Consider the following 18,932-nt stretch of genomic DNA (forward strand, 5'->3'; position numbering starts at 1 on the left):
CGTCTCCCTCCCGCTCACGGTGGTGCTCGCGCGGAAGGACAGGGCTGCCGTGGTCGACGGCAGCGAGCCCTCACGTTCCCCCGCCCTTACGGCTCCTCGCGGCCATCGAAAGCTATCAGCGGCTTTTACAGATCCTCCACACCGGGGACGGCCAGAGCGGTCAAAAGGAATGCAGAAAGGCGGTACTTCCTCCGGTCCGGATTAGTCTGTCCCCATGCCTCGCTACGAGTACCGCTGCCGGACCTGCGGCGACACCTTCGAACTCAGCCGTCCGATGGCCGAGTCGTCCGACCCCGCGGCCTGCCCCTCGGGCCACGACGACACGGTGAAACTCCTCTCCACGGTCGCCGTCGGCGGCTCCGCCTCCGCCCCGGCGTCCGTGCCCCGCGCGAGCGGCGGCGGTGGGGGCGGCTGCTGCGGAGGCGGCTGCTGCGGCTGACGCCCTGCCCGGGCCTCCTCAGGAACCCTTCAGCTTCGGTTTCCTAGCGTGGGGGCATGACAGCCATCGCAGCGGACGCCGGGCCGCAGTGGGTCAACGACCTGATGGACGCGCTGGGCGCGCCGGGAGCCGGTCTCGCCATCGCCCTGGAGAACCTGTTCCCCCCGCTGCCCAGCGAGGTGATCCTGCCGCTGGCCGGGTTCGCCGCGAGCAGCGGCCGGATGAGCCTGCTCGCCGTCCTGCTGTGGACGACGGCCGGCTCGGTGATCGGCGCGCTCGCGCTGTACGGGTCCGGCGCGCTGCTGGGCCGTGACCGGACGGTGGCGATCGCGGCCCGGCTGCCGCTGGTGAAGGTCTCGGACATCGAGAAGACCGAGACCTGGTTCCTGAAGCACGGCACCAAGGCCGTGTTCTTCGGCCGGATGATCCCGATCTTCCGCAGCCTGATCTCGGTGCCCGCGGGCGTCGAGCGCATGCGCCTGCCCGTGTTCCTGGGACTGACCACCCTGGGCAGCGCCGTCTGGAACACGGTGTTCGTTCTCGCGGGCTACTTCCTCGGCGCGAACTGGCACCAGGTCTCGGACATCGTCTCCACGTACTCGAAGGTGGTCCTGGCCGTGGCGGCCCTGGCGGTGGTGGCCTTCATCGGCCTACGGCTGCTGCGGCGCCCCCAAGGGGCGCGGGGGACTGCGCGACAAGCCACCGATAGGCCGCACCCGCACGGCGACCAGGACACCCGAGTTCTCAGGCGCCCGGCCCAGGCACAGCGCCGGCGCCCCGTACTGCCCCCAGAAACTCCCTCAGGATCCGCTCCCCGGCGAGGACGCCCCGGTCGGGAAGCCCCCTGAGCGAGGGAGCCGTGAACCCGGTGTCGGCCAGCTCTCCGTGCCCCGGCCGCCAGCCCCGGTCGGCCGCGAGGAGCAGGTCCGCGTCGAGCAGGGAGTCACCCGCGGCGAGCGTGAGATCGGCACCGGTCCGCCGTGCGATCTCCCGCATCGCCGCGCTCTTCGTGAGCGGCTTGGGAACGGCGTAGATCTTGCGGCCCTGGAGGGACACGGTCCAGCCGCGGTTCTCCGCCCACACCGCGAGTTCCTTCACCCAGTCGTCGTCGAGCAGCTCGCGCTCGACGACGAGATAGGCGAAGAGGTCGTCGGCGACGCGCTGCTTGCGCACCCAGACCGGGTCGGCGGCCCTCAGCAGGTGCTCCTGCACCTCGGCCAGCGGCGCGCACTCGTCGGCCAGCCGCGCGGTGACCTGCGCGTGCCAGTCGGGGTCGCAGACACCGTCGACCAGGAGATGACCGCCGTTCGCGCAGATCGCGTACGTGGGCTCCGGGCCCGGCAGGTTGATGCGCTGGTACTGCTTGCGCGTCCGGGTCGTCGTCGGCACGAACACGGCCGCGTCGCCCAGGTCGGTGAGGAGCTGCGCCGCCGTCTCCGTCATGTACGACAGCGGCCTGCTTTCGTGCACCTCCACGCACAGCAGCCGGGGCGCCCGCGCGTCCGGCATGGTGAGTGCCAGGGCGGCGGCGGAGTAGATCAGGGTGCGATCGAGGTCGCTCGCGACGAGGACGGGCATCAGACCGACACCGCCTTGCCGTCGGAGCCGGTCGCGCCCCGGGTGTACTTGGGGTGGATCAGGCCGACGCAGGTGTAGGGCAGTGCGTCGACCTCCTCCACGGGCACCCCGCGTTGCCCGGCCAGCAGGCGCACGTGGTCGAGGTCGCTGCCCGCCCCGGCGCGCGCCAGGACCTTCCAGGGCACGCGGCGCAGCATGACCCGGGTCGTCTCGCCGACGCCGGGCTTGACGAGGTTCACGTCGTGGATGGCGTACTCCTCGCTGATCCGCTCGACGGCGGCCCAGCCCTCCCAGGTGGGTGAGCGGTCGGTCGCGAGCAGCTCCTTGGCCTGGGCGCAGGCGGCGTCGGCGACCTCGGGGAAGCGGGCGGACACGGCGTCCAGGAAGGCCACCGAGACGTCGGTGCCGGCGAGTTCGCGGTAGAACTTCGCGCCGTGGAAGTCGTCCGGGCCGACCAGGTCCGCGCGCAGCACGGTCCGCGAGATCAGGCCGGAGACGGTGGAGTTGAGGCAGGCGGAGGGGATGAGGAAGTCCTCGCGGGTGCCGTAGGTCCGGACGCAGGAGCCCGGGTCGGCCAGGACGGCGATCTCGGGGTCGAAGCCGGTGATGCCGTCGGACTTCTCGAACTCCTCCAGGGCCTGGGCGAGTTCGCGGGTGATGGCGCCCTTGCCGGTCCAGCCGTCGACGAAGACGACGTCCCGGGGGTCGTGGTGCCGGGCGAGCCAGCGCAGCGCGTTGGCGTCGATGCCCCGGCCGCGGACGATCGACACGGCGTAGTGCGGCAGGTCGAGGCCGTGCCGGTGCTGGGCCCAGCGGCGCATCAGGATGCCGACGGGGGTGCCGGCGCGGGCCAGGGAGACCAGCACGGGGCGCGGGGACCGCTCGGCGAGGACCGTCTCGGTGACGACGCCGACCGCCTGGGCGATCCGGGCCGCCGAGTCCTCCAGCGCGGCGTGGAACAGCTCCTGGTACTGCTCGCTCGGCTGGTACTCCACGGGCAGCGACTCCGCGTAGTGCGCGCCGCCGCTCTGGATCGCCTCCTCGCGCTCCTCGGTCGGCGCCTCCAACGTCACGTCCGAGAGGTCCTGGAGCAGCCAGCCGACCTCCTCGGGCGCGTACGAGGAGAAGGCGGGGCCGCGGAGGGGCTCGGGCAGCATGGAGGGCCTTTCGGGGGCGTACGACGGGATGACGGCGAGCAGGACCCGCGGCGTGTGCGCGGCGAGGCGGGCGAGCAGACCGTCGGGCGCGTGCAGCGCGGGGGTGTCCCCGGCCGAGTCGACCACCGCGACGACGGCGTCGAATCCGGCGCCGGCGACGTTGTAGGCGTACCGCTCGCCGGGGCCGTCGGCGGGGTCGTCGTGGGCGGGGAAGGCGAGGCGGGTGCGTATCGCGTAGCCGGGGTCGTCGACGGCCAGGACGGGTGAGCGGGTGGTGGTGGAGTAGCGGACCTCGATGTCCGTCACCCGTTCCAGCTCCCGGGCCAGCCTGAGCGGCGCGTACATCAGCTCTTCGAAGCCGAGGACGTGCACGCGGCGGGCATTCGGGGGCAGGGCGTCGGCGATCCTGGCGGCCATGCCGGGCAGGGCCTCCTCCAAGCGCTCCCGATGAGAGGGCGTGAACCCATGCCGACCGCCGTCCGGCAGGTCGGCAGGCCAGTGCAGGTCGATTTCCGTGAGCTTGTCGTCCGACTGCGGGCCGGTGGGGGTTGTTCGCGCAGTTCCCCGCGCCCCTGAAAGGGGCGTGTCGGCAACGCCCTCAAGGGGCGCGGGGAACTGCGCGACCGGCCACGACGGCGCCGCACCCGCCGTACGACCTTCCGCCGCACTCTCGGCCTCGTACCGCGCCACCAGCTCCTGCCCCCTCTCCAGCACCCCCTCCGGCAGCCGCACCCGACCCGAAGCCGCAGCCACGAGATCCACCCGCGCTCCGATCTCACGGGCGAACTCCTCCAGCCGCCCCGCATCGGCCGCGGACCGCATGTCCACCAGCGCCACCACGACATACCGCCGCCGCGGATACCGCTGATGAAGATCGCGGACGGTGTTCAGCACCGTGTTCCCCGTGGAGAACTCGTCGTCGACCAGGACCAGCGGGCCGTCACCGCCGAGCAGCGCGGGATCCTCCGGCAGGAGCAGGTGCGAGGTCGCGTGGGAGTGGGCCTCCTCGAAGCCGCCTGCCGTCGCGACACCGGCGACCGGGCGGCGGGTGGAGTGCAGGTAGGGGGCCAGGCCCAGCCCGTCGGCGACGGAGTGGCCGAGACCCGTCGCGGTCTCCGCGTAGCCGAGGACGACGGCCCTGCCCGCCTCCTCCGCGCCCAGCAGCTCCCGCACCCGGCGGCCGAGCTCGACGCCGTAGCCGTAGACGACGGACGGCGACTGCGGCACATGCTTGCCGAGCACGTTCGACACCAGCAGATGGGCCCGCTTGGGGTTGCGGCGCAGCGCCAGCCCCAGCAGGCCGGTCAGCGGGTCGTCGCCGACGAGCTCGACGCCGAGCCGCTCGGCGACCCAGCTGCCGGACCAGACGCGGTCGCCCTCGTCGCACACCTGATGCTCCCCCTTGTTCACTGCCTTCTCAGCCTTCTCCATGGATCCCTTGCGTCGTGCCGTCAGCCCGGCAGACCCGCCGCCAGCAGTTCCACGAAGCCGATGTCCTGGTTCGCCACGCCGAAAGCCTCGGCCCGCAGCAGGGTCCGCTCGGCCCAGGCCCGGTGCGGCTTCACCTCGTTCATCTTGTTCGTGTACGCCGATCTCAGCACACCCCCGCCACCGCGCTCGGGCCGCAGGATGTCCTGGGCGTCCGAGAACTCCTCGTGACTGACGACCGACAGGGCGTGCACCGGCAGCACGTGCGAGGGGTGGATGCAGGTCTTGCCCAGCAGGCCGTTGGCATGATCCAGGGAGATCTCCCTCAGCAGGCCGTCCATGGCGTGCTCAATCAGCTTCTCGCGCAGTTCCGCGGCCTGCACCTCAAGGAAGGGGCTCTGCCGCAGCTGCGGCTTGAACATGCGCTCCTGGACCCGGAAGTACTCCCACACGGGCCCGGTCACGGTGAAGCCGGTCCCGTCGGCGCGGCCCAGCATGTTCACCACGTCGGCGATCACGGAGGCGACGATCTGCACGTCGTAGGCCGTCATGTCGGGGCCCCGGCGCAGCCCGTAGGAGGAGCAGAAGTCCGTCACGCCGAGGCGCAGGGCGAGGACCCGCTCGCGGTACTTGTCGATCGTCCGGGAGATGCCCTCCAGGGTCTCCACGCGCGACTCCCGGTAGAGCAGCTCCGGGGACTCCAGCACGGGCATGGCGAAAAGGCGACGGCCGCTTTCGGCCTCGGCGGTGGCCAGGGCCTCCAGGAAGGGGATGCCGCGTTCCTCGGTGAACTTGGGCAGGACGAATCCGGACAGCTGCCGGACGGCGGGGCCGAGGCGGCGCACCAGGTCGGGTATCTGCTCGGGGGTGCGGACCCGGATGAACAGCAGCGGCAGATCGGCGTCCGGGAGGTCGTCCAGGGCCGTCAGCTGGCGGACGAGGTTCTCCTCGCCGGGCCCGACGTCCGCGTCGTCGATCGAGTCCTCCAGGCACAGCACCATCGACACCACACCGCGCCCGGCCTGCTTGAGGACGTCGTCGGCGAGGCGTGGTCTGGTGGCCGGGCTGTACAGCGTGGCGCCCAGGGCGGCCGCGAGCAGCCGGGCCGGGGAGTCCGGGGTGAACACGCCCGGCTCGCGGAAGAAGAGACGCTTCCGCACCTCAGGGGCGACGTGCCCGAAATGACGCATGAATCTCCCCGTGGTGGTGGTGCGACCTGCGAATCGACGAAAGGTGGCCGGTAATAGTACGTAGAAGTCCGTGTCAGAGGTTCCCATCAGGCATGAACTTCAGGTAACGCGGGCAATCACAGCCAGTACCCCGTCATGACGACGGTAGTCCCCGACGGCCGTCGGCGCCGCTCGTGACCGCGGCCCCCGCGTTGTCGTGAGCAGGACCGAGAGGGCAGGATGACCGCATGACGCACGCGATGCTGAAGGGGTCGAACGTCCCGCTGGAAGCCACCACGGTGCGCGCCGTGCTGCGCTGGACGCCCGGGCAGGGGGTTCCGGACGTCGACGCCTCCGCGCTGCTCCTCGGCCCCGACGGCCGTGTGCGCTCCGACGAGGACTTCGTCTTCTACAACCAGCCCCGGCACCCGGCCGGAAAGGTGTGGCGGCTCGGCAAGAAGCGGGTCGCCGAGGGCCTGACCGACACGATCCAGACAGAGCTCACCGGTGTCGAGTCGGAGGTCGGCCGGATTCTGCTCGTCGCATCGGCCGACGGCGTGACGTTCGACCGGGTGCAGGCCCTGCGCATCCTGCTGTACGACGCCGCGGACACCGGCGCGGAGGCGCTGGCGTACTTCGACGTCAAGCCGGAGACGGGCGAGGAGACCGCGCTGATCTGCGGCGAGCTGTACCGGCGCGGGGAGGGCTGGAAGTTCAGGGCGCTCGGCGAGGGCTATTCGAACGGGCTGAAGGGGCTCGCGACCGACTTCGGCATCTCGGTCGACGAGTCGGAGGGGCTGGAGGAGGCGACCACCACGGTCCCCGCTCCTCCCACCACGAACACGCCCGCGCAGCCGACGACCGGCGGCCCCGCACAGCAGTCCCCCGAGGTCTCCGTGCCGCTGCCCCCGGAGCAGCCGACCGCGGCGCCCGCGCAGCCCGGGTACGGCTACCCGCAGCAGCCGCCGACGACGCAGCCGGCCTACGGCTACCCGCAGCCCACCGGCCGGCCCGCGTACGGCTACCCCCAGGCACCGGCCGCGGCGGGCGCCGCGGGGGCGCAGACCGGCTACGGCTACCCGCAGCCGGTCACGGCGGCCCCCGACCCCGACTTCCGGCTGCCCCCGCAGGGGCCGCAGTTCATCGGGCGCTAGGAGTGTCCTGAAGATCTTGGAATTGCGCCCGGCTTGCACCGGTTCGCGGCGATTGACATTTACCGGCAATCCGGGGCGATCCCGGCGGCCGGAGCAAGATCTTCATCGGTCTTCCAGTTCTAGTGCCGCGGCAGGCAACGTTCGCCCCGTCGCGACGCCCGGCACGCACTCTCGCCGCACCGGGCACAAACCCAAGTACATCCAGTACGAGGGCATGCACCCGGCACGCCGAGAGCACGCACCGGACGCCGCTCCTTGACGGGCAAACGTTGCCTGCCGCGGCACTAGGGCCTGTCGTCGGATCCGGTCGCGGACGCGGGGCCCGGCCGTCCCCGCGCACGGCCCCGGAGCGGTTCGCACCTGACCGCCGGGTCAGCGGTCGACCTTGGACTTGTAGCCGCGCCCCCACTGCAGCCCCCACCCGTACAACCGGTCGAGCTCGGCCTGGAAGCCGTAGACGAACTTCGCCTCGCGGCGGACGACCATCTCGTCCTTCACCTTCTCGATCATGACGACGGCGCAGGAGCGGGCCTGCGGCTGGCGTTCGTCGAGGTGGACCTCGATGCGGGGGCCGCTGCTCGGGTAGAGGGTGACGCTGGCGTGCGTGCGGTCGAAGGCGGGCGTCTGGTCGTAGATGTAGACGAACACCAGCAGCCGCTTGATGCTGTCGCGGTGGTCGAGGTTGATGTACATCGTCTCGCCGGAACCGGAGCCGAACCGGTCGTCGCCGCTGAGCTTGACGTACGGCGCGGCGTTGACGTCGCCGTAGTAGCCGCCGAGGGGCTGGACGACGCCCTTGCTGCCGTCCTGGAGTTCGTAGAGGCAGCCGAGGTCGAGGTCGACGTTGACCATGCTCTGGCTGTGGCCGACGACCTCGGGGGGCTTGAGCGCCCGGAAGGGATGGCGCAGCAGGCTCTCGCGCTGGGTGCCGCCGATGTCGGACGTGCGCATCCGCCAGCTGAGGTTGACGCGCAGGTGGCCGGTGGCCGCGCCCTGCTTGGTGAGTGATATCTGCGCCCGCCGCTTGGTCAGTTCGATCGCGTTGGTCGACGCGTCGCCCGAGTCGAACTGCACATCACCGCGCCGGAGTCCGTCGAACAGTCCCATCCAGCCCCCCACGTTCACTTGGAGACCGCAGGTCATCGCCCGTACCCACGGCCCATGACGACCGAACGGGGCGGCCGACCGAGGAGTCCTCGGTAACCGCCCCGCACAGAGCGTTCCTCGCTCGGAGGGGTGTCACACCCCGGACGAGACCTCAGTCTTCTCGTCCGAGCCGGCTTTTCCCTCGGCCGCCGCCAGCGCCTTGTTGCGGCGGACGGAGGACCAGAAGGAGGCGGCGATCAGGACGACGCCGATGAGGCCGGTGATGATCTCGTTGATCTGGTACTGGATGGTGACGAGCAGGATCATGGCGAGGGCGCCGATGGCGTAGTGCGCGCCGTGCTCCAGGTAGACGTAGTCGTCCAGGGTGCCCTGGCGGACCAGGTAGACCGTCAGCGACCGGACGTACATGGCGCCGATGCCGAGACCGAGAGCCATCAGGACGATGTCGTTGGTGATGGCGAAGGCGCCGATCACGCCGTCGAAGGAGAACGACGCGTCCAGGACCTCGAGGTAGAGGAACATGAAGAACGCGGCCTTGCCGGCCAGCTGCACCGCCGAGCGGGGCTTGCCGCTGCGCTCGGCTGCTTCCTCCGCCTCGTGCTCGCGCTCCTCCTCCTCTTCGAGCTTGTCCTCGAAGTAGCCGGAGAGCCCGCCGACGATCATGTAGGTGATCAGACCGCCGATACCGGCGAGCAGGACCGTCTCCGCCTTGTCGACGTGGGTGCCGCCGTGCTGGTGGGCGTGGGTGGCGAAGGTCATCGCCGAGATCAGCAGGACGATCAGCGCGATGCAGACCGACAGCATGTCGACCTTGCCGAGCTTGGACAGCGGGCGCTCCAGCCAGCCGAGCCACTTGATGTCCCGGTCCTCGAAGATGAAGTCCAGGAAGATCATCAGCAGGAACATGCCACCGAAGGCGGCGATCGACGGGTGGGCGTCGGTCACCAGCTGCTGGTACTGGTCCTTGTCGTTCAGGGCGAGGTTGACGGCCTCGATCGGGCCCAGCTGGGCGCTGACCGCGACGATCACGACCGGGAAGACCAGCCGCATGCCGAAGACGGCGATCAGAATGCCGATCGTGAGGAAGATCTTCTGCCAGAAGGCATTCATCTTCTTCAGGATGCCGGCGTTGACCACCGCGTTGTCGAAGGACAGCGAGATCTCGAGGACGGACAGGATCGCGACGACGCCGAGCGCGGTCCACCCGCCGAACAGGACCGCCGCGACCAGGCCGAGCGCGGTGACCGCGAACGACCACCCGAAGGTTTTCAGAACCACTGGCTACCCAATCGTGTGTGTACGGGGCTCCCCCGCGCCGTACCCGGCTTTACGAACTTTTGAAGCCGAAGTCTAGTCGTCCCCCTGTGACACCCCACTGGGCCCCGGATTTTGCTCATAACGCGTTATGAGACGTTGACCCCGAAGTCCAGCGCGATGCCCCGCAGCCCCGACGCGTACCCCTGCCCCACGGCCCTGAACTTCCACTCGCCCTGGTAGCGATAGAGCTCGCCGAAGATCATCGCGGTCTCCGTGGAGGCGTCCTCGCTGAGGTCGTAGCGAGCGAGCTCCTGGCCGTCGGCCTGGTTCACCACGCGGATGAAGGCGTTGCTGACCTGGCCGAACGTCTGGCCGCGCTCGTCGGCCATATGGATCGAGACCGGGAAGACGATCTTGTCGCACTGCGGCGGAACCTTCGGGAGGTCGATCAGGAGCGACTCGTCGTCGCCGTCGCCCTCGCCGGTGAGGTTGTCACCGGTGTGCTCGACCGAGCCGTCCGGGCTCTTGAGCTGGTTGTAGAAGACGAACCACTCGTCCCCGAGCACGCGCCCGCTGCTGCACATCAGGGCGCTGGCGTCGAGGTCGAAGGGCGCTCCGGTGGTGGAGCGCGCGTCCCAGCCGAGCCCGACCAGCACCTGAGTGAGGTCGGGTGCGGCCTTGGACAGGGAGACATTGCCCCCTTTGGCGAGCGTGACGCCCATGTTGTTGTCCCTCCCCTTGGGGCCACAGGCCCGGTGGTGTCACTGAGGTGGTCCTGCACGTCCGGCGCCGCACGTAAACCGTGCGGCGCCGGACGAGGAAGACCTCTCGGGCCCCGTCGCCGGGGCCCTTCAGGTGGTTCAGACGTTCACGCCGAAGTCCTGCGCGATGCCGCGCAGGCCCGAGGCGTAGCCCTGGCCGATGGCGCGGAACTTCCACTCCGCGCCGTGCCGGTAGAGCTCACCGAAGACCATGGCGGTCTCGGTGGAGGCGTCCTCGCTCAGGTCGTACCGAGCGATCTCGGCGCCGCCCGCCTGGTTCACGACGCGGATGAACGCGTTGCGGACCTGGCCGAAGGACTGCTGGCGGGTCTCGGCGTCGTAGATGGAGACCGGGAAGACGATCTTCTCGATCTCCGGCGGGACGGTCGCGAGGTTGACCTTGATCTGCTCGTCGTCGCCCTCGCCCTCACCGGTGATGTTGTCACCGGTGTGCTCGACGGAGCCGTCCGGGCTCTTGAGGTTGTTGAAGAAGATGAAGTGCTGGTCGTTGCCGACCTTGCCGGAGTTGTTCAGCAGCAGCGCGCTGGCGTCCAGGTCGAAGTCCGTGCCGGTCGTGGTGCGGACGTCCCACCCCAGACCGATGATGACCGCGGTCAGGCCCGGCGCCTCCTTGCTCAGCGATACGTTGCCGCCCTTGCTGAGGCTGACTCCCACGAGTCCTCCATTGGTGTCCAGGGGCGGATGCCCCGTTGTGCTCGGATGTCGGATCAACGAGTCGATCCTAGTGACGGGTTCCCGCCCCTCGCAGGCCCTGGAGCCCACATTTCAGCGGGTGTCGGGCGCATGCCGCCCGACCGGCGTCACAGGGAGTCGAGCGCCTTCACGTAGTCGTTCAGGTCGCGCGCGTCCGGCAGGCCGTTGACGACGGTCCACCGCACGACGCCCTCCTTGTCGATGACGAAGGTGCCGCGCACGGCGCAGCCCTTGTCCTCGTCGAAGACGCCGTAGGCGCGCGAGACGTTGCCGTGCGGCCAGAAGTCCGACAGCAGCGGGTACTCCAGGCCCTCCTGCTCGCCGAAGACGCGCAGGGTGTGGATGGAGTCGTTGGAGACGGCGAGCAGCTCGGTGTCGCGGTCCGAGAACTGCGGCAGGTTGTCGCGCAGCTCGCACAGCTCGCCGGTGCACACGCCGGTGAAGGCGAAGGGGTAGAAGAGCAGCACCACGTTCTTCCGGCCCCGGAAGTCGGACAGCCGCACGGCCCGGCCGTGGTTGTCCTTGAGCTCGAAGTCGGGGGCCTTCTCGCCGACCTGGATCGCCATCGCTGTGGGTGTCCCTTCGTGGGGCTTTTCGGGTGAGCCCACCCTACGCAGACACCGGCACAGGCCGACCGGCGGGCCGACAACGCCGACCCGCCCCGCCGTACGACTAGCGCTTGGACTTGGCGGCCTTCGGCGTCGCCAGCCGGCTGCCACTCCAGTCCTTGCCGACGCTGACGCTCTTGGACGCCGTCAGACCCGCCGTGGTGGCGGCTTCCGAGATGTCACTCGGCTCCACGTACCCCGAACGGCCGGTCTTCGGCGTGAGGAGCAGGATCGCGCCGCCCTCTTCGATGTACGTGGTGGCATCGACCAGCGAGTCCGTCAGGTCGCCGTCGTCGTCACGGAACCACAGCACAACGGCATCGGCCACGTCGTCGTAGTCCTCGTCCACCAGGTCGGCCTCGATGATGCCCTCGATGGCCTTGCGGAGCTCCTGGTCCACGTCGTCGTCGTAGCCGATCTCCTGGACCACCTGCCCGGGCTGGAACCCCAGCCTGGCGGCAGGGTTCGTCCGCTCCTCCGCGTGGTCCGCGGTCGCGCTCACGGGTTGCCTCCTGATCATGTCTTGGGAATAACTCAGCCACGCGCGTGCGCGAAGCATTGGCCGTAGTCCACACGGGCGGGACGGATCGCGCAAGTACCCGGCCGTTCAGACCGCCGAAACGGTGACGATCCTGGCGGTGTCACCGCAACTCCAGGCACACCATCATGGTCCGAGGTGACGCACACCACACCTTTCTGCCCTGTTTGGGCGTTTGGGAATCGTCTACGGGTACGAGACTCGAAGGTATTCGCCCCATACGTCACGGAGTCGATCTCACGTCTGGGTTACCGCTGGGTAGAGATGACGTTTCCCGGCCCCGAGGTGGACCATGGGAGCGGCGCGCCCCCCAGCGACGACGCCCCGGCGACGACAGCGAAACAGCGGCCCTCGCAGGCCCTCTGACAGGTAAGGAACAGCGTGGCTTCCGCATCCGATCGCAACCCGATCATCATTGGCGGCCTTCCGAGTCAGGTTCCTGACTTCGATCCCGAAGAGACGCAGGAGTGGCTCGACTCCCTCGACGCCGCCGTCGACGAGCGCGGCCGGGAGCGGGCCCGCTATCTGATGCTGCGGCTGATCGAGCGGGCCCGTGAGAAGCGCGTGGCCGTGCCGGAGATGCGCAGCACGGACTACGTCAACACCATCCCCACCAAGAGCGAGCCGTTCTTCCCGGGCAACGAGGAGATCGAGCGCAGGGTCCTCAACGCCACCCGCTGGAACGCGGCGGTGATGGTCTCCCGGGCCCAGCGCCCCGGCATCGGCGTCGGCGGCCACATCGCCACGTTCGCGTCCTCCGCCTCCCTCTACGACGTCGGCTTCAACCACTTCTTCCGCGGCAAGGACGACGGCCTCGGCGGGGACCAGGTCTTCTTCCAGGGGCACGCCTCGCCGGGCATCTACGCCCGCGCGTTCCTGCTGGACCGGCTGAACGAGGGAAACCTGGACGGCTTCCGCCAGGAGAAGTCGAAGGCGCCGCACGGCCTGTCGTCGTACCCGCACCCGCGGCTGATGCCGGACTTCTGGGAGTTCCCGACGGTGTCGATGGGCCTCGGCCCGATCGGCGCGATCTACCAGGCGCGGATGAACCGCTACATGCACGCGCGCGGGATCGCCGACACCTCGAAGTCGCAGGTCTGGGCGTTCCTCGGCGACGGCGAGATGGACGAGCCGGAGTCGCTGGGCCAGCTGTCCATCGCGGCGCGCGAGGGCCTGGACAACCTCACCTTCGTCGTCAACTGCAACCTGCAGCGCCTGGACGGCCCGGTGCGCGGCAACGGCAAGATCATCCAGGAGCTGGAGTCGATCTTCCGCGGCGCCGGCTGGAACGTGATCAAGCTGGTCTGGGACCGCAGCTGGGACCCGCTGCTCGCCCAGGACCGCGACGGCGTGCTGGTCAACAAGATGAACACCACGCCGGACGGGCAGTTCCAGACGTACGCCACGGAGACCGGCGCGTACATCCGCGACCACTTCTTCGGTGACGACCACCGGCTGCGGGCGATGGTCGAGGGCATGAGCGACGACCAGATCCTGCACCTGGGGCGCGGCGGTCACGACCACAAGAAGATCTTCGCGGCGTACAAGGCGGCCGTGGAGCACAAGGGCCAGCCGACGGTGATCCTCGCCAAGACGATCAAGGGCTGGACGCTCGGCCCGAACTTCGAGGGCCGCAACGCCACGCACCAGATGAAGAAGCTGACGGTCGACGACCTCAAGCGCTTCCGCGACCGTCTGCACCTGCCGATCCCGGACAAGGAGCTGGAGTCCGGCGTGCCGCCGTACTACCACCCGGGCCGGGACTCGGAGGAGATCCAGTACATGCACGACCGCCGCAAGTCTCTCGGCGGTTACGTCCCCACGCGCGTGGTCCGCTCCAAGCCCCTGGCACTGCCCGAGGACAAGACGTACGCGACCGTGAAGAAGGGCTCGGGCCAGCAGTCCATCGCGACGACGATGGCCTTCGTGCGGCTCCTGAAGGACCTCATGCGGGACAAGGAGATCGGCAAGCGGTTCGTGCTGATCGCGCCGGACGAGTACCGCACGTTCGGCATGGACTCGTTCTTCCCGAGTGCGAAGATCTACAACCCGCTCGGCCAGCAGTACGAGTCGGTCGACCGCGACCTGCTGCTCGCCTACAAGGAAGCGCCCAACGGCCAGATGCTGCACGACGGCATCTCGGAGGCGGGCTGCACGGCGTCGCTGATCGCGGCCGGCTCGGCGTACGCGACCCACGGCGAGCCGCTCATCCCGGTCTACGTCTTCTACTCGATGTTCGGCTTCCAGCGCACCGGCGACCAGTTCTGGCAGATGTCCGACCAGCTGGCGCGCGGCTTCGTCCTGGGCGCGACCGCCGGCCGTACGACGCTGACCGGCGAGGGCCTCCAGCACGCGGACGGCCACTCGCAGCTGCTGGCCTCCACGAACCCGGGCTGCGTCTCCTACGACCCGGCGTTCGGCTTCGAGATCGCGCACATCGTGCAGGACGGCCTGCGCCGGATGTACGGCGGCTCCGAGGAGCACCCGCACGGCGAGGACGTCTTCTACTACCTGACCGTCTACAACGAGCCCATCCAGCACCCCGCCGAGCCGGAGAACGTGGACGTCGACGGCATCCTCAAGGGGCTCCACCGGTTCAGCGAGGGCACGGCCGGCTCGATCCCGGCGCAGATCCTGGCGTCCGGTGTCGCGGTCCCCTGGGCCGTCGAGGCGCAGAAGATCCTTGCCGAGGAGTGGAACGTCAAGGCGGACGTCTGGTCGGCGACCTCCTGGAACGAGCTGCGGCGCGAGGCCGTGGACTGCGAGGAGCACAACCTGCTGCACCCCGAGGAGGAGCAGCGGGTGCCGTACGTGACGCGGAAGCTGGCGGACGCGCAGGGGCCGGTCGTGGCCGTGTCCGACTGGATGCGGTCCGTCCCGGACCAGATCGCGCGCTGGGTGCCGCAGACGTACCAGTCGCTGGGCGCCGACGGCTTCGGCTTCGCGGACACACGCGGCGCCGCCCGGCGGTTCTTCCACATCGACGCGCAGTCGATCGTGGTGGGGGTGCTGACCGAGCTGGCCCGTGAGGGCAAGGTCGACCGTTCCGTGCTCAAGCAGGCCATCGACCGGTACCAGCTGCTCGACGTGTCGGCGGCCGACCCGGGGGCCGCGGGCGGCGACGCGTAGGGCGCCGAGGCGGTTTCGTGGGGCGGCACCTGACCGGTGCCGCCCCACGCGTTTCCTACCATGCTTCCATGACGCTCCCGATGACCGCATCGACCACGCCGGCCCGCTGGGAGCGGCGCACCCAGGGCCCGCTGCTGGCGCTTGCCGTGCTGTTCGCGATCGCCTATGCCATACCGATCGTGGCCCCGCGGGCTCCGCAGGACCTGCTCACCACGTGTCACGTCACCAACTGGGTGGTGTGGGCCGCTTTCGCCGCCGACTACCTGGTCCGCCTGTGGCTGGCCGAGGACCGGCTGCGGTTCGTACGGGGCAACCCGCTGGCGCTGCTGGCCGTGGTGGTGCCCCTGGCGCAGCCGCTGCGGCTGTTGAAGCTGGTGTCGATGCTGTTCCTCGCCGGGCAGCGGGCCCGGATGGCGTCGCAGGTAAGGGTCACCACGTACGTCGCGGGGTCGTGCCTGGGATTGCTCGTCTTCGGGGCGCTGGCCGTGCTGGAGGTGGAACGGGACGAGCCCGGCGCCTCCATCCACACCTTGGGGGACGCGGTCTGGTGGGCGTTCACCACGATGACCACCGTGGGGTACGGGGACATGGCGCCGACCACCGGGCTGGGCCGGATGCTCGCGGTCGGGCTGATGCTCTCCGGGATCGCGCTGCTGGGTGTGGTGACGGCGAACATCGCGGCCTGGTTCATCGCCCGGTTCGAGAAGGACGATGTCGAGGAGCGGCGACAGACCGAGGCGATTCGGGAACTGTCCGAGGAGGTGCGGGCGCTGCGGGGGGAGTTGGCGAAGCTGAAGGGGACCCAGGTGGAGCAGTGATTCCGGTGGAGCAATGAGAGGGCCCCGGCCAGGCGGCCGGGGGCTCTTCCCAACCTTTCACCCGGGTCAGAACATGCCCACGCCCGGTGTGGCCGCTCCGGACAGCCAGATGACGGCCAGGAGCGTGTCGATGGCGCCCAGGACCAGGGCGACGACGGCCGCGGTGGGGCGGGAGCCCGACCAGACGCGGCCCATGGCGAGCCAGCCGCAGACCATCGCGGCGGGACCGAGCACGATCCCCAGCACGAAGAAGCCTGCAACGGCGCAGATGACTCCGATGAGCCCGAGCGTCGCGCGATTCGTCCCTCCCCCAAGTTCTCGGCTCCGCTCGAACAGGGGGGGACCCCCATCGTGACCACGTCCGGCCACGTGAGCGGGGGTGCCCGCGCGTACCGTGTCCGAAGCTCGCCATCATCAACTCCCGTAAACCCTTGATCGGTTGGGGTTCTCTTCGGGTATGACATGACGGGTACCCCGTCGGTGCGCCTTCATCCCGCTGCCTGCGCGCCACCCCCCTCCGGCAGCGCGCCGCAGCGTCCGCCCTCCATGCCCTGCGGAGGACTTGACCCACTGTGACCTGCGGTGCGTGCCGGAGGGGAGGGTTCGGCAGCTGCGTTCACCCTGATGAGGGAACGAGCCGCCGGGAACCGTCAGATGTGCGCCGCGCCCGCGCCGGCTTCCGCGTTCTCGCCGCGCTTGGTGAGGAACGCGACCAGCACCGCCACCACGGCGACTCCGGCCGCCACGAGCGAGGCCGCGCTCATGCCCGAGATGAACGTGTCGTGCGCGACGCCCGTGATCTTCGCGGCGATGGCGTCCGGCGTGCCCGGTGCCACCGGCGGGACGCCGACCTGGACCGCCTCGGAGGCCTGGTGCCCCTGCTCCGGGGTGAGCGGTGGCAGGCCCGCCTTCGCCCAGTTGCCGGCGAGGTCGCTGTTGACCTTGGAGGCCATGACGGCACCCAGTACGGCCGTGCCGAGGCTGCCGCCGATCTGCATGGCGGCCTGCTGAAGACCGCCCGCGACGCCCGAGAGCTCCATCGGGGCGTTGCCGACGATGACTTCGGTCGCACCGACCATGACCGGCGCGAGGCCGAGGCCCAGCAGGGCGAACCAGAGCGACATGACGCCGCTGCCGGTGTCCGTCTCCAGCGTCGACATCCCGTACATGGCGATCGCGGTGAGCGCCATGCCGCCGGCGAGCGGGACCCGGGGGCCGAGCTTGGTGATCATCGCGCCGGCGAGCGGCGAGCCGACGATCATCATGCCGGTGAGCGGCAGCAGGTGCAGGCCCGCGTCGATCGGGCTCATGCCGTGCACGTTCTGGAGGTAGAACGTCACGAAGAACAGTCCGCCCATGAACGCGATGGCCATCAGCACCATCAGCACGACACCGGCGGACAGCGCCACGGAACGGAAGAGCGCGAGCGGGATCAGCGGCTCCCTCACCTTCGTCTCCCAGAGGGCGAAGAGAGCGAAGCACAGCACCGAAGCGCCCAGGAACGACAGCGTCTTGACGTCGCCCCAGCCCCACTCGGACGGCGGAGCCTTGATGAGCGCCCACACCAGGCAGAACACGGCGGTCGACAGCAGGGCGATGCCCAGCGGGTCGAAGGAGCGCGGGGCGTTCTCGGCGCGGTGGTCGAGCAGGATCAGCACCCCGAGGACGACGGCGAGGACACCGACCGGCACGTTGATGAAGAACACCGACTGCCAGTTGACGTGCTCGACGAGCACACCACCGAGGATCGGGCCACCCGCGGTGGACGCGCCGATGACCATGCCCCAGATGCCGATGGCCATGTTCAGCTTCTCGGCCGGGAACGTGGCCCGCAGCAGGCCGAGCGCGGCCGGCATCAGCAGCGCGCCGAACAGGCCCTGAAGGACGCGGAAGACGACGACGAACGCGATGCTGTCGGACAGGCCGATCGCGCCCGAGGCGGCGGCGAAGCCGACGACGCCGATGAGGAAGGTCTGGCGGTGGCCGAAGCGGTCGCCGAGCTTGCCCGCGGTGATCAGGGAGACCGCGAGGGCGAGGAAGTATCCGTTGGTGATCCACTGCACCTCGGCGAAGGTGGCGCCGAGGTCCTTCTGGATGGCCGGGTTGGCGATGGCCACGATGGTGCCGTCGAGGGCCACCATCATGACCCCCACAGCGACGGTGATGAGGGTGAGCCAGGGGTGCCCGCGCAGCCCCTTGCCCGGCGTCGCGTCCGAGGGTGAGGCCGGCACCTTGCCCCCCGACCCCGTCGTGTCGATGGTGGTCTGACTAGTCATACCGCGAGGCTAATGACAGCCACTGACAATTGACAAACCAATTCACTAGTCGGTAACTGACACAACATCCCCGTATAGCCTGAACTGCGAGAACACTTCGGATGAGAGGCACGTCTTGAACCTGCGCGAACGCAAGAAACGGCGCACCCGGGACGCACTGCTGCGGGCCGCGCTGGAACTGTTCGCCACGCGCGGGTACGAGGAAACGACCGTCGACGACATCGCAGCCGCCGTGGACGTCTCACAGCGCACCTTCTTCCGCTACTTCGCCGGCAAGGAGGAGACGGCCTTCTTCGTGCCGCGCCTGGCGGAGACGCTCGTCGTCGAGGCGCTGCGCACCCGCCCGCCGGGCGAGACGCCGCTGGAGGCGCTGCGCCGGGCCGTGCTGGAGAGCTGGGACGCGATCAACGAGGCCGTCGAGGAGCTCGTGCCGATCGACCTCCACATGCGCGTCTACCGGGTGATCGAGTCCACGCCCGCACTGCTCGCCGCCCATCTGCGTCGGTCGGCGGAGCTGGAGGAGCAGCTCGCCGGCATCATCGCCGAGCGTGAGGGTCTCGACGTGGACGCGGACCCCCGGCCGAGGATCGTCGTGGCCCTCTTCGGCGGGGTGATTCGTGTCACCGAACGGTTGTGGTCCGCGGGGGACGACGTCACCCTCGACGGGATGCGCGAACTCACCACGACATACCTGGATCAGGTGGGTCCCGCACTGGCCGGGAACTGGCGCGCGGAGCAGTCCCCTTAACCCCTCCACCGAAACGTGATCCCGGTCACTTGGTTAACGCGAGACCCTCTC

Annotated in this window: 16 protein-coding genes and 1 pseudogene; 6 read left to right on the top strand and 11 right to left on the bottom strand. The window is 69.6% G+C overall.

The annotated features are described in order from the left end of the window. The first annotated feature begins 214 nt into the window (after positions 1 to 214). A complete protein-coding gene (locus HDC93_RS24445; RefSeq protein WP_185012988.1) occupies positions 215 to 439 on the top strand; it encodes a zinc ribbon domain-containing protein in 225 nt (74 codons plus the stop codon). A 56-nt stretch (positions 440 to 495) separates the two neighbouring features. Then, positions 496 to 1,287, top strand: a complete 792-nt coding sequence (locus tag HDC93_RS24450) for a DedA family protein (RefSeq protein ID WP_185012989.1) — start codon at positions 496 to 498, stop codon at positions 1,285 to 1,287. Here the strand turns inward: HDC93_RS24450 and HDC93_RS24455 are convergent. Genes HDC93_RS24455 through HDC93_RS24465 form a run of 3 tightly spaced genes read right to left on the bottom strand, consistent with a single transcriptional unit; the run spans position 1,184 to position 5,792 of the window. Beyond that, positions 1,184 to 2,017: an HAD family hydrolase gene (locus HDC93_RS24455; RefSeq protein WP_185012990.1), complete on the bottom strand. Its 834-nt coding sequence runs from the start codon at positions 2,015 to 2,017 to the stop codon at positions 1,184 to 1,186. The genes HDC93_RS24450 and HDC93_RS24455 overlap by 104 nt on opposite strands. Further along, the gene (locus tag HDC93_RS24460; RefSeq protein ID WP_260419732.1) at positions 2,017 to 4,605 is read right to left on the bottom strand and encodes a phosphoribosyltransferase; all 2,589 of its coding nucleotides are present in this window, start codon (positions 4,603 to 4,605) and stop codon (positions 2,017 to 2,019) included. Before HDC93_RS24460 ends, HDC93_RS24455 begins: the two co-directional genes overlap by 1 nt. A 20-nt stretch (positions 4,606 to 4,625) precedes the next feature. Continuing rightward, the gene (locus tag HDC93_RS24465) at positions 4,626 to 5,792 is read right to left on the bottom strand and encodes an HpcH/HpaI aldolase/citrate lyase family protein (protein WP_185012991.1); all 1,167 of its coding nucleotides are present in this window, start codon (positions 5,790 to 5,792) and stop codon (positions 4,626 to 4,628) included. Positions 5,793 to 6,019: 227 nt separating this feature from the next. On the opposite strand from HDC93_RS24465, the gene HDC93_RS24470 reads away from it, so the two are divergent. Then, entirely contained in the window at positions 6,020 to 6,925 is a 906-nt protein-coding gene (locus HDC93_RS24470; protein WP_185012992.1) for a TerD family protein, read from the top strand. A 372-nt stretch (positions 6,926 to 7,297) separates the two neighbouring features. Here the strand turns inward: HDC93_RS24470 and HDC93_RS24475 are convergent, their stop codons facing one another. The 6 genes from HDC93_RS24475 to HDC93_RS24500 form a co-directional block, all read right to left on the bottom strand. Beyond that, on the bottom strand, positions 7,298 to 8,032 hold the full coding sequence (locus tag HDC93_RS24475) for a Tellurium resistance (protein ID WP_185012993.1): 735 nt from the start codon (positions 8,030 to 8,032) through the stop codon (positions 7,298 to 7,300). Between the two features lie 132 nt (positions 8,033 to 8,164). Then, positions 8,165 to 9,310 (bottom strand): DUF475 domain-containing protein, encoded by a 1,146-nt coding sequence (locus tag HDC93_RS24480; RefSeq protein ID WP_185012994.1) that lies wholly within the window; start codon positions 9,308 to 9,310, stop codon positions 8,165 to 8,167. A 125-nt stretch (positions 9,311 to 9,435) separates the two neighbouring features. Next, positions 9,436 to 10,011, bottom strand: coding sequence for a TerD family protein (locus tag HDC93_RS24485; RefSeq protein WP_031131331.1), 576 nt, complete (start codon positions 10,009 to 10,011; stop codon positions 9,436 to 9,438). A gap of 138 nt (positions 10,012 to 10,149) precedes the next feature. Further along, positions 10,150 to 10,725: a TerD family protein gene (locus HDC93_RS24490; protein WP_185012995.1), complete on the bottom strand. Its 576-nt coding sequence runs from the start codon at positions 10,723 to 10,725 to the stop codon at positions 10,150 to 10,152. Positions 10,726 to 10,871: 146 nt separating this feature from the next. Then, positions 10,872 to 11,330, bottom strand: coding sequence for a peroxiredoxin (locus tag HDC93_RS24495; protein ID WP_185012996.1), 459 nt, complete (start codon positions 11,328 to 11,330; stop codon positions 10,872 to 10,874). A gap of 106 nt (positions 11,331 to 11,436) precedes the next feature. Continuing rightward, positions 11,437 to 11,874, bottom strand: a complete 438-nt coding sequence (locus HDC93_RS24500; RefSeq protein ID WP_031104104.1) for a DUF3052 domain-containing protein — start codon at positions 11,872 to 11,874, stop codon at positions 11,437 to 11,439. A 417-nt stretch (positions 11,875 to 12,291) separates the two neighbouring features. On the opposite strand from HDC93_RS24500, the gene aceE reads away from it, so the two are divergent. Together aceE and HDC93_RS24510 are read left to right on the top strand one after the other, a co-directional pair. After that, positions 12,292 to 15,039: a pyruvate dehydrogenase (acetyl-transferring), homodimeric type gene (gene aceE / locus HDC93_RS24505; RefSeq protein ID WP_185012997.1), complete on the top strand. Its 2,748-nt coding sequence runs from the start codon at positions 12,292 to 12,294 to the stop codon at positions 15,037 to 15,039. A 68-nt stretch (positions 15,040 to 15,107) separates the two neighbouring features. Next, on the top strand, positions 15,108 to 15,857 hold the full coding sequence (locus tag HDC93_RS24510) for a potassium channel family protein (RefSeq protein ID WP_260419733.1): 750 nt from the start codon (positions 15,108 to 15,110) through the stop codon (positions 15,855 to 15,857). 66 nt (positions 15,858 to 15,923) lie between these two features. On the opposite strand, the pseudogene HDC93_RS24515 reads toward HDC93_RS24510, so the two are convergent. Together HDC93_RS24515 and HDC93_RS24520 are read right to left on the bottom strand one after the other, a co-directional pair. Then, positions 15,924 to 16,272 (bottom strand): annotated as a pseudogene (locus HDC93_RS24515) (small hydrophobic protein). Between the two features lie 235 nt (positions 16,273 to 16,507). Further along, positions 16,508 to 18,133 carry an MFS transporter gene (locus HDC93_RS24520; protein ID WP_185012998.1) on the bottom strand — a complete coding sequence of 542 codons (1,626 nt, stop codon included), beginning with the start codon at positions 18,131 to 18,133 and terminating at the stop codon, positions 16,508 to 16,510. Between the two features lie 115 nt (positions 18,134 to 18,248). Here HDC93_RS24520 and HDC93_RS24525 point away from each other — a divergent pair, with 115 nt between their 5' ends. Beyond that, complete coding sequence (locus HDC93_RS24525; RefSeq protein ID WP_260419734.1) at positions 18,249 to 18,881, top strand: TetR family transcriptional regulator; 633 nt, start codon at positions 18,249 to 18,251, stop codon at positions 18,879 to 18,881. Positions 18,882 to 18,932 lie beyond the last annotated feature (51 nt).

The sequence above is a fragment of the Streptomyces sp. AK010 genome (assembly GCF_014207295.1).
Classification (GTDB): Bacteria; Actinomycetota; Actinomycetes; order Streptomycetales; family Streptomycetaceae; genus Streptomyces; species Streptomyces massasporeus.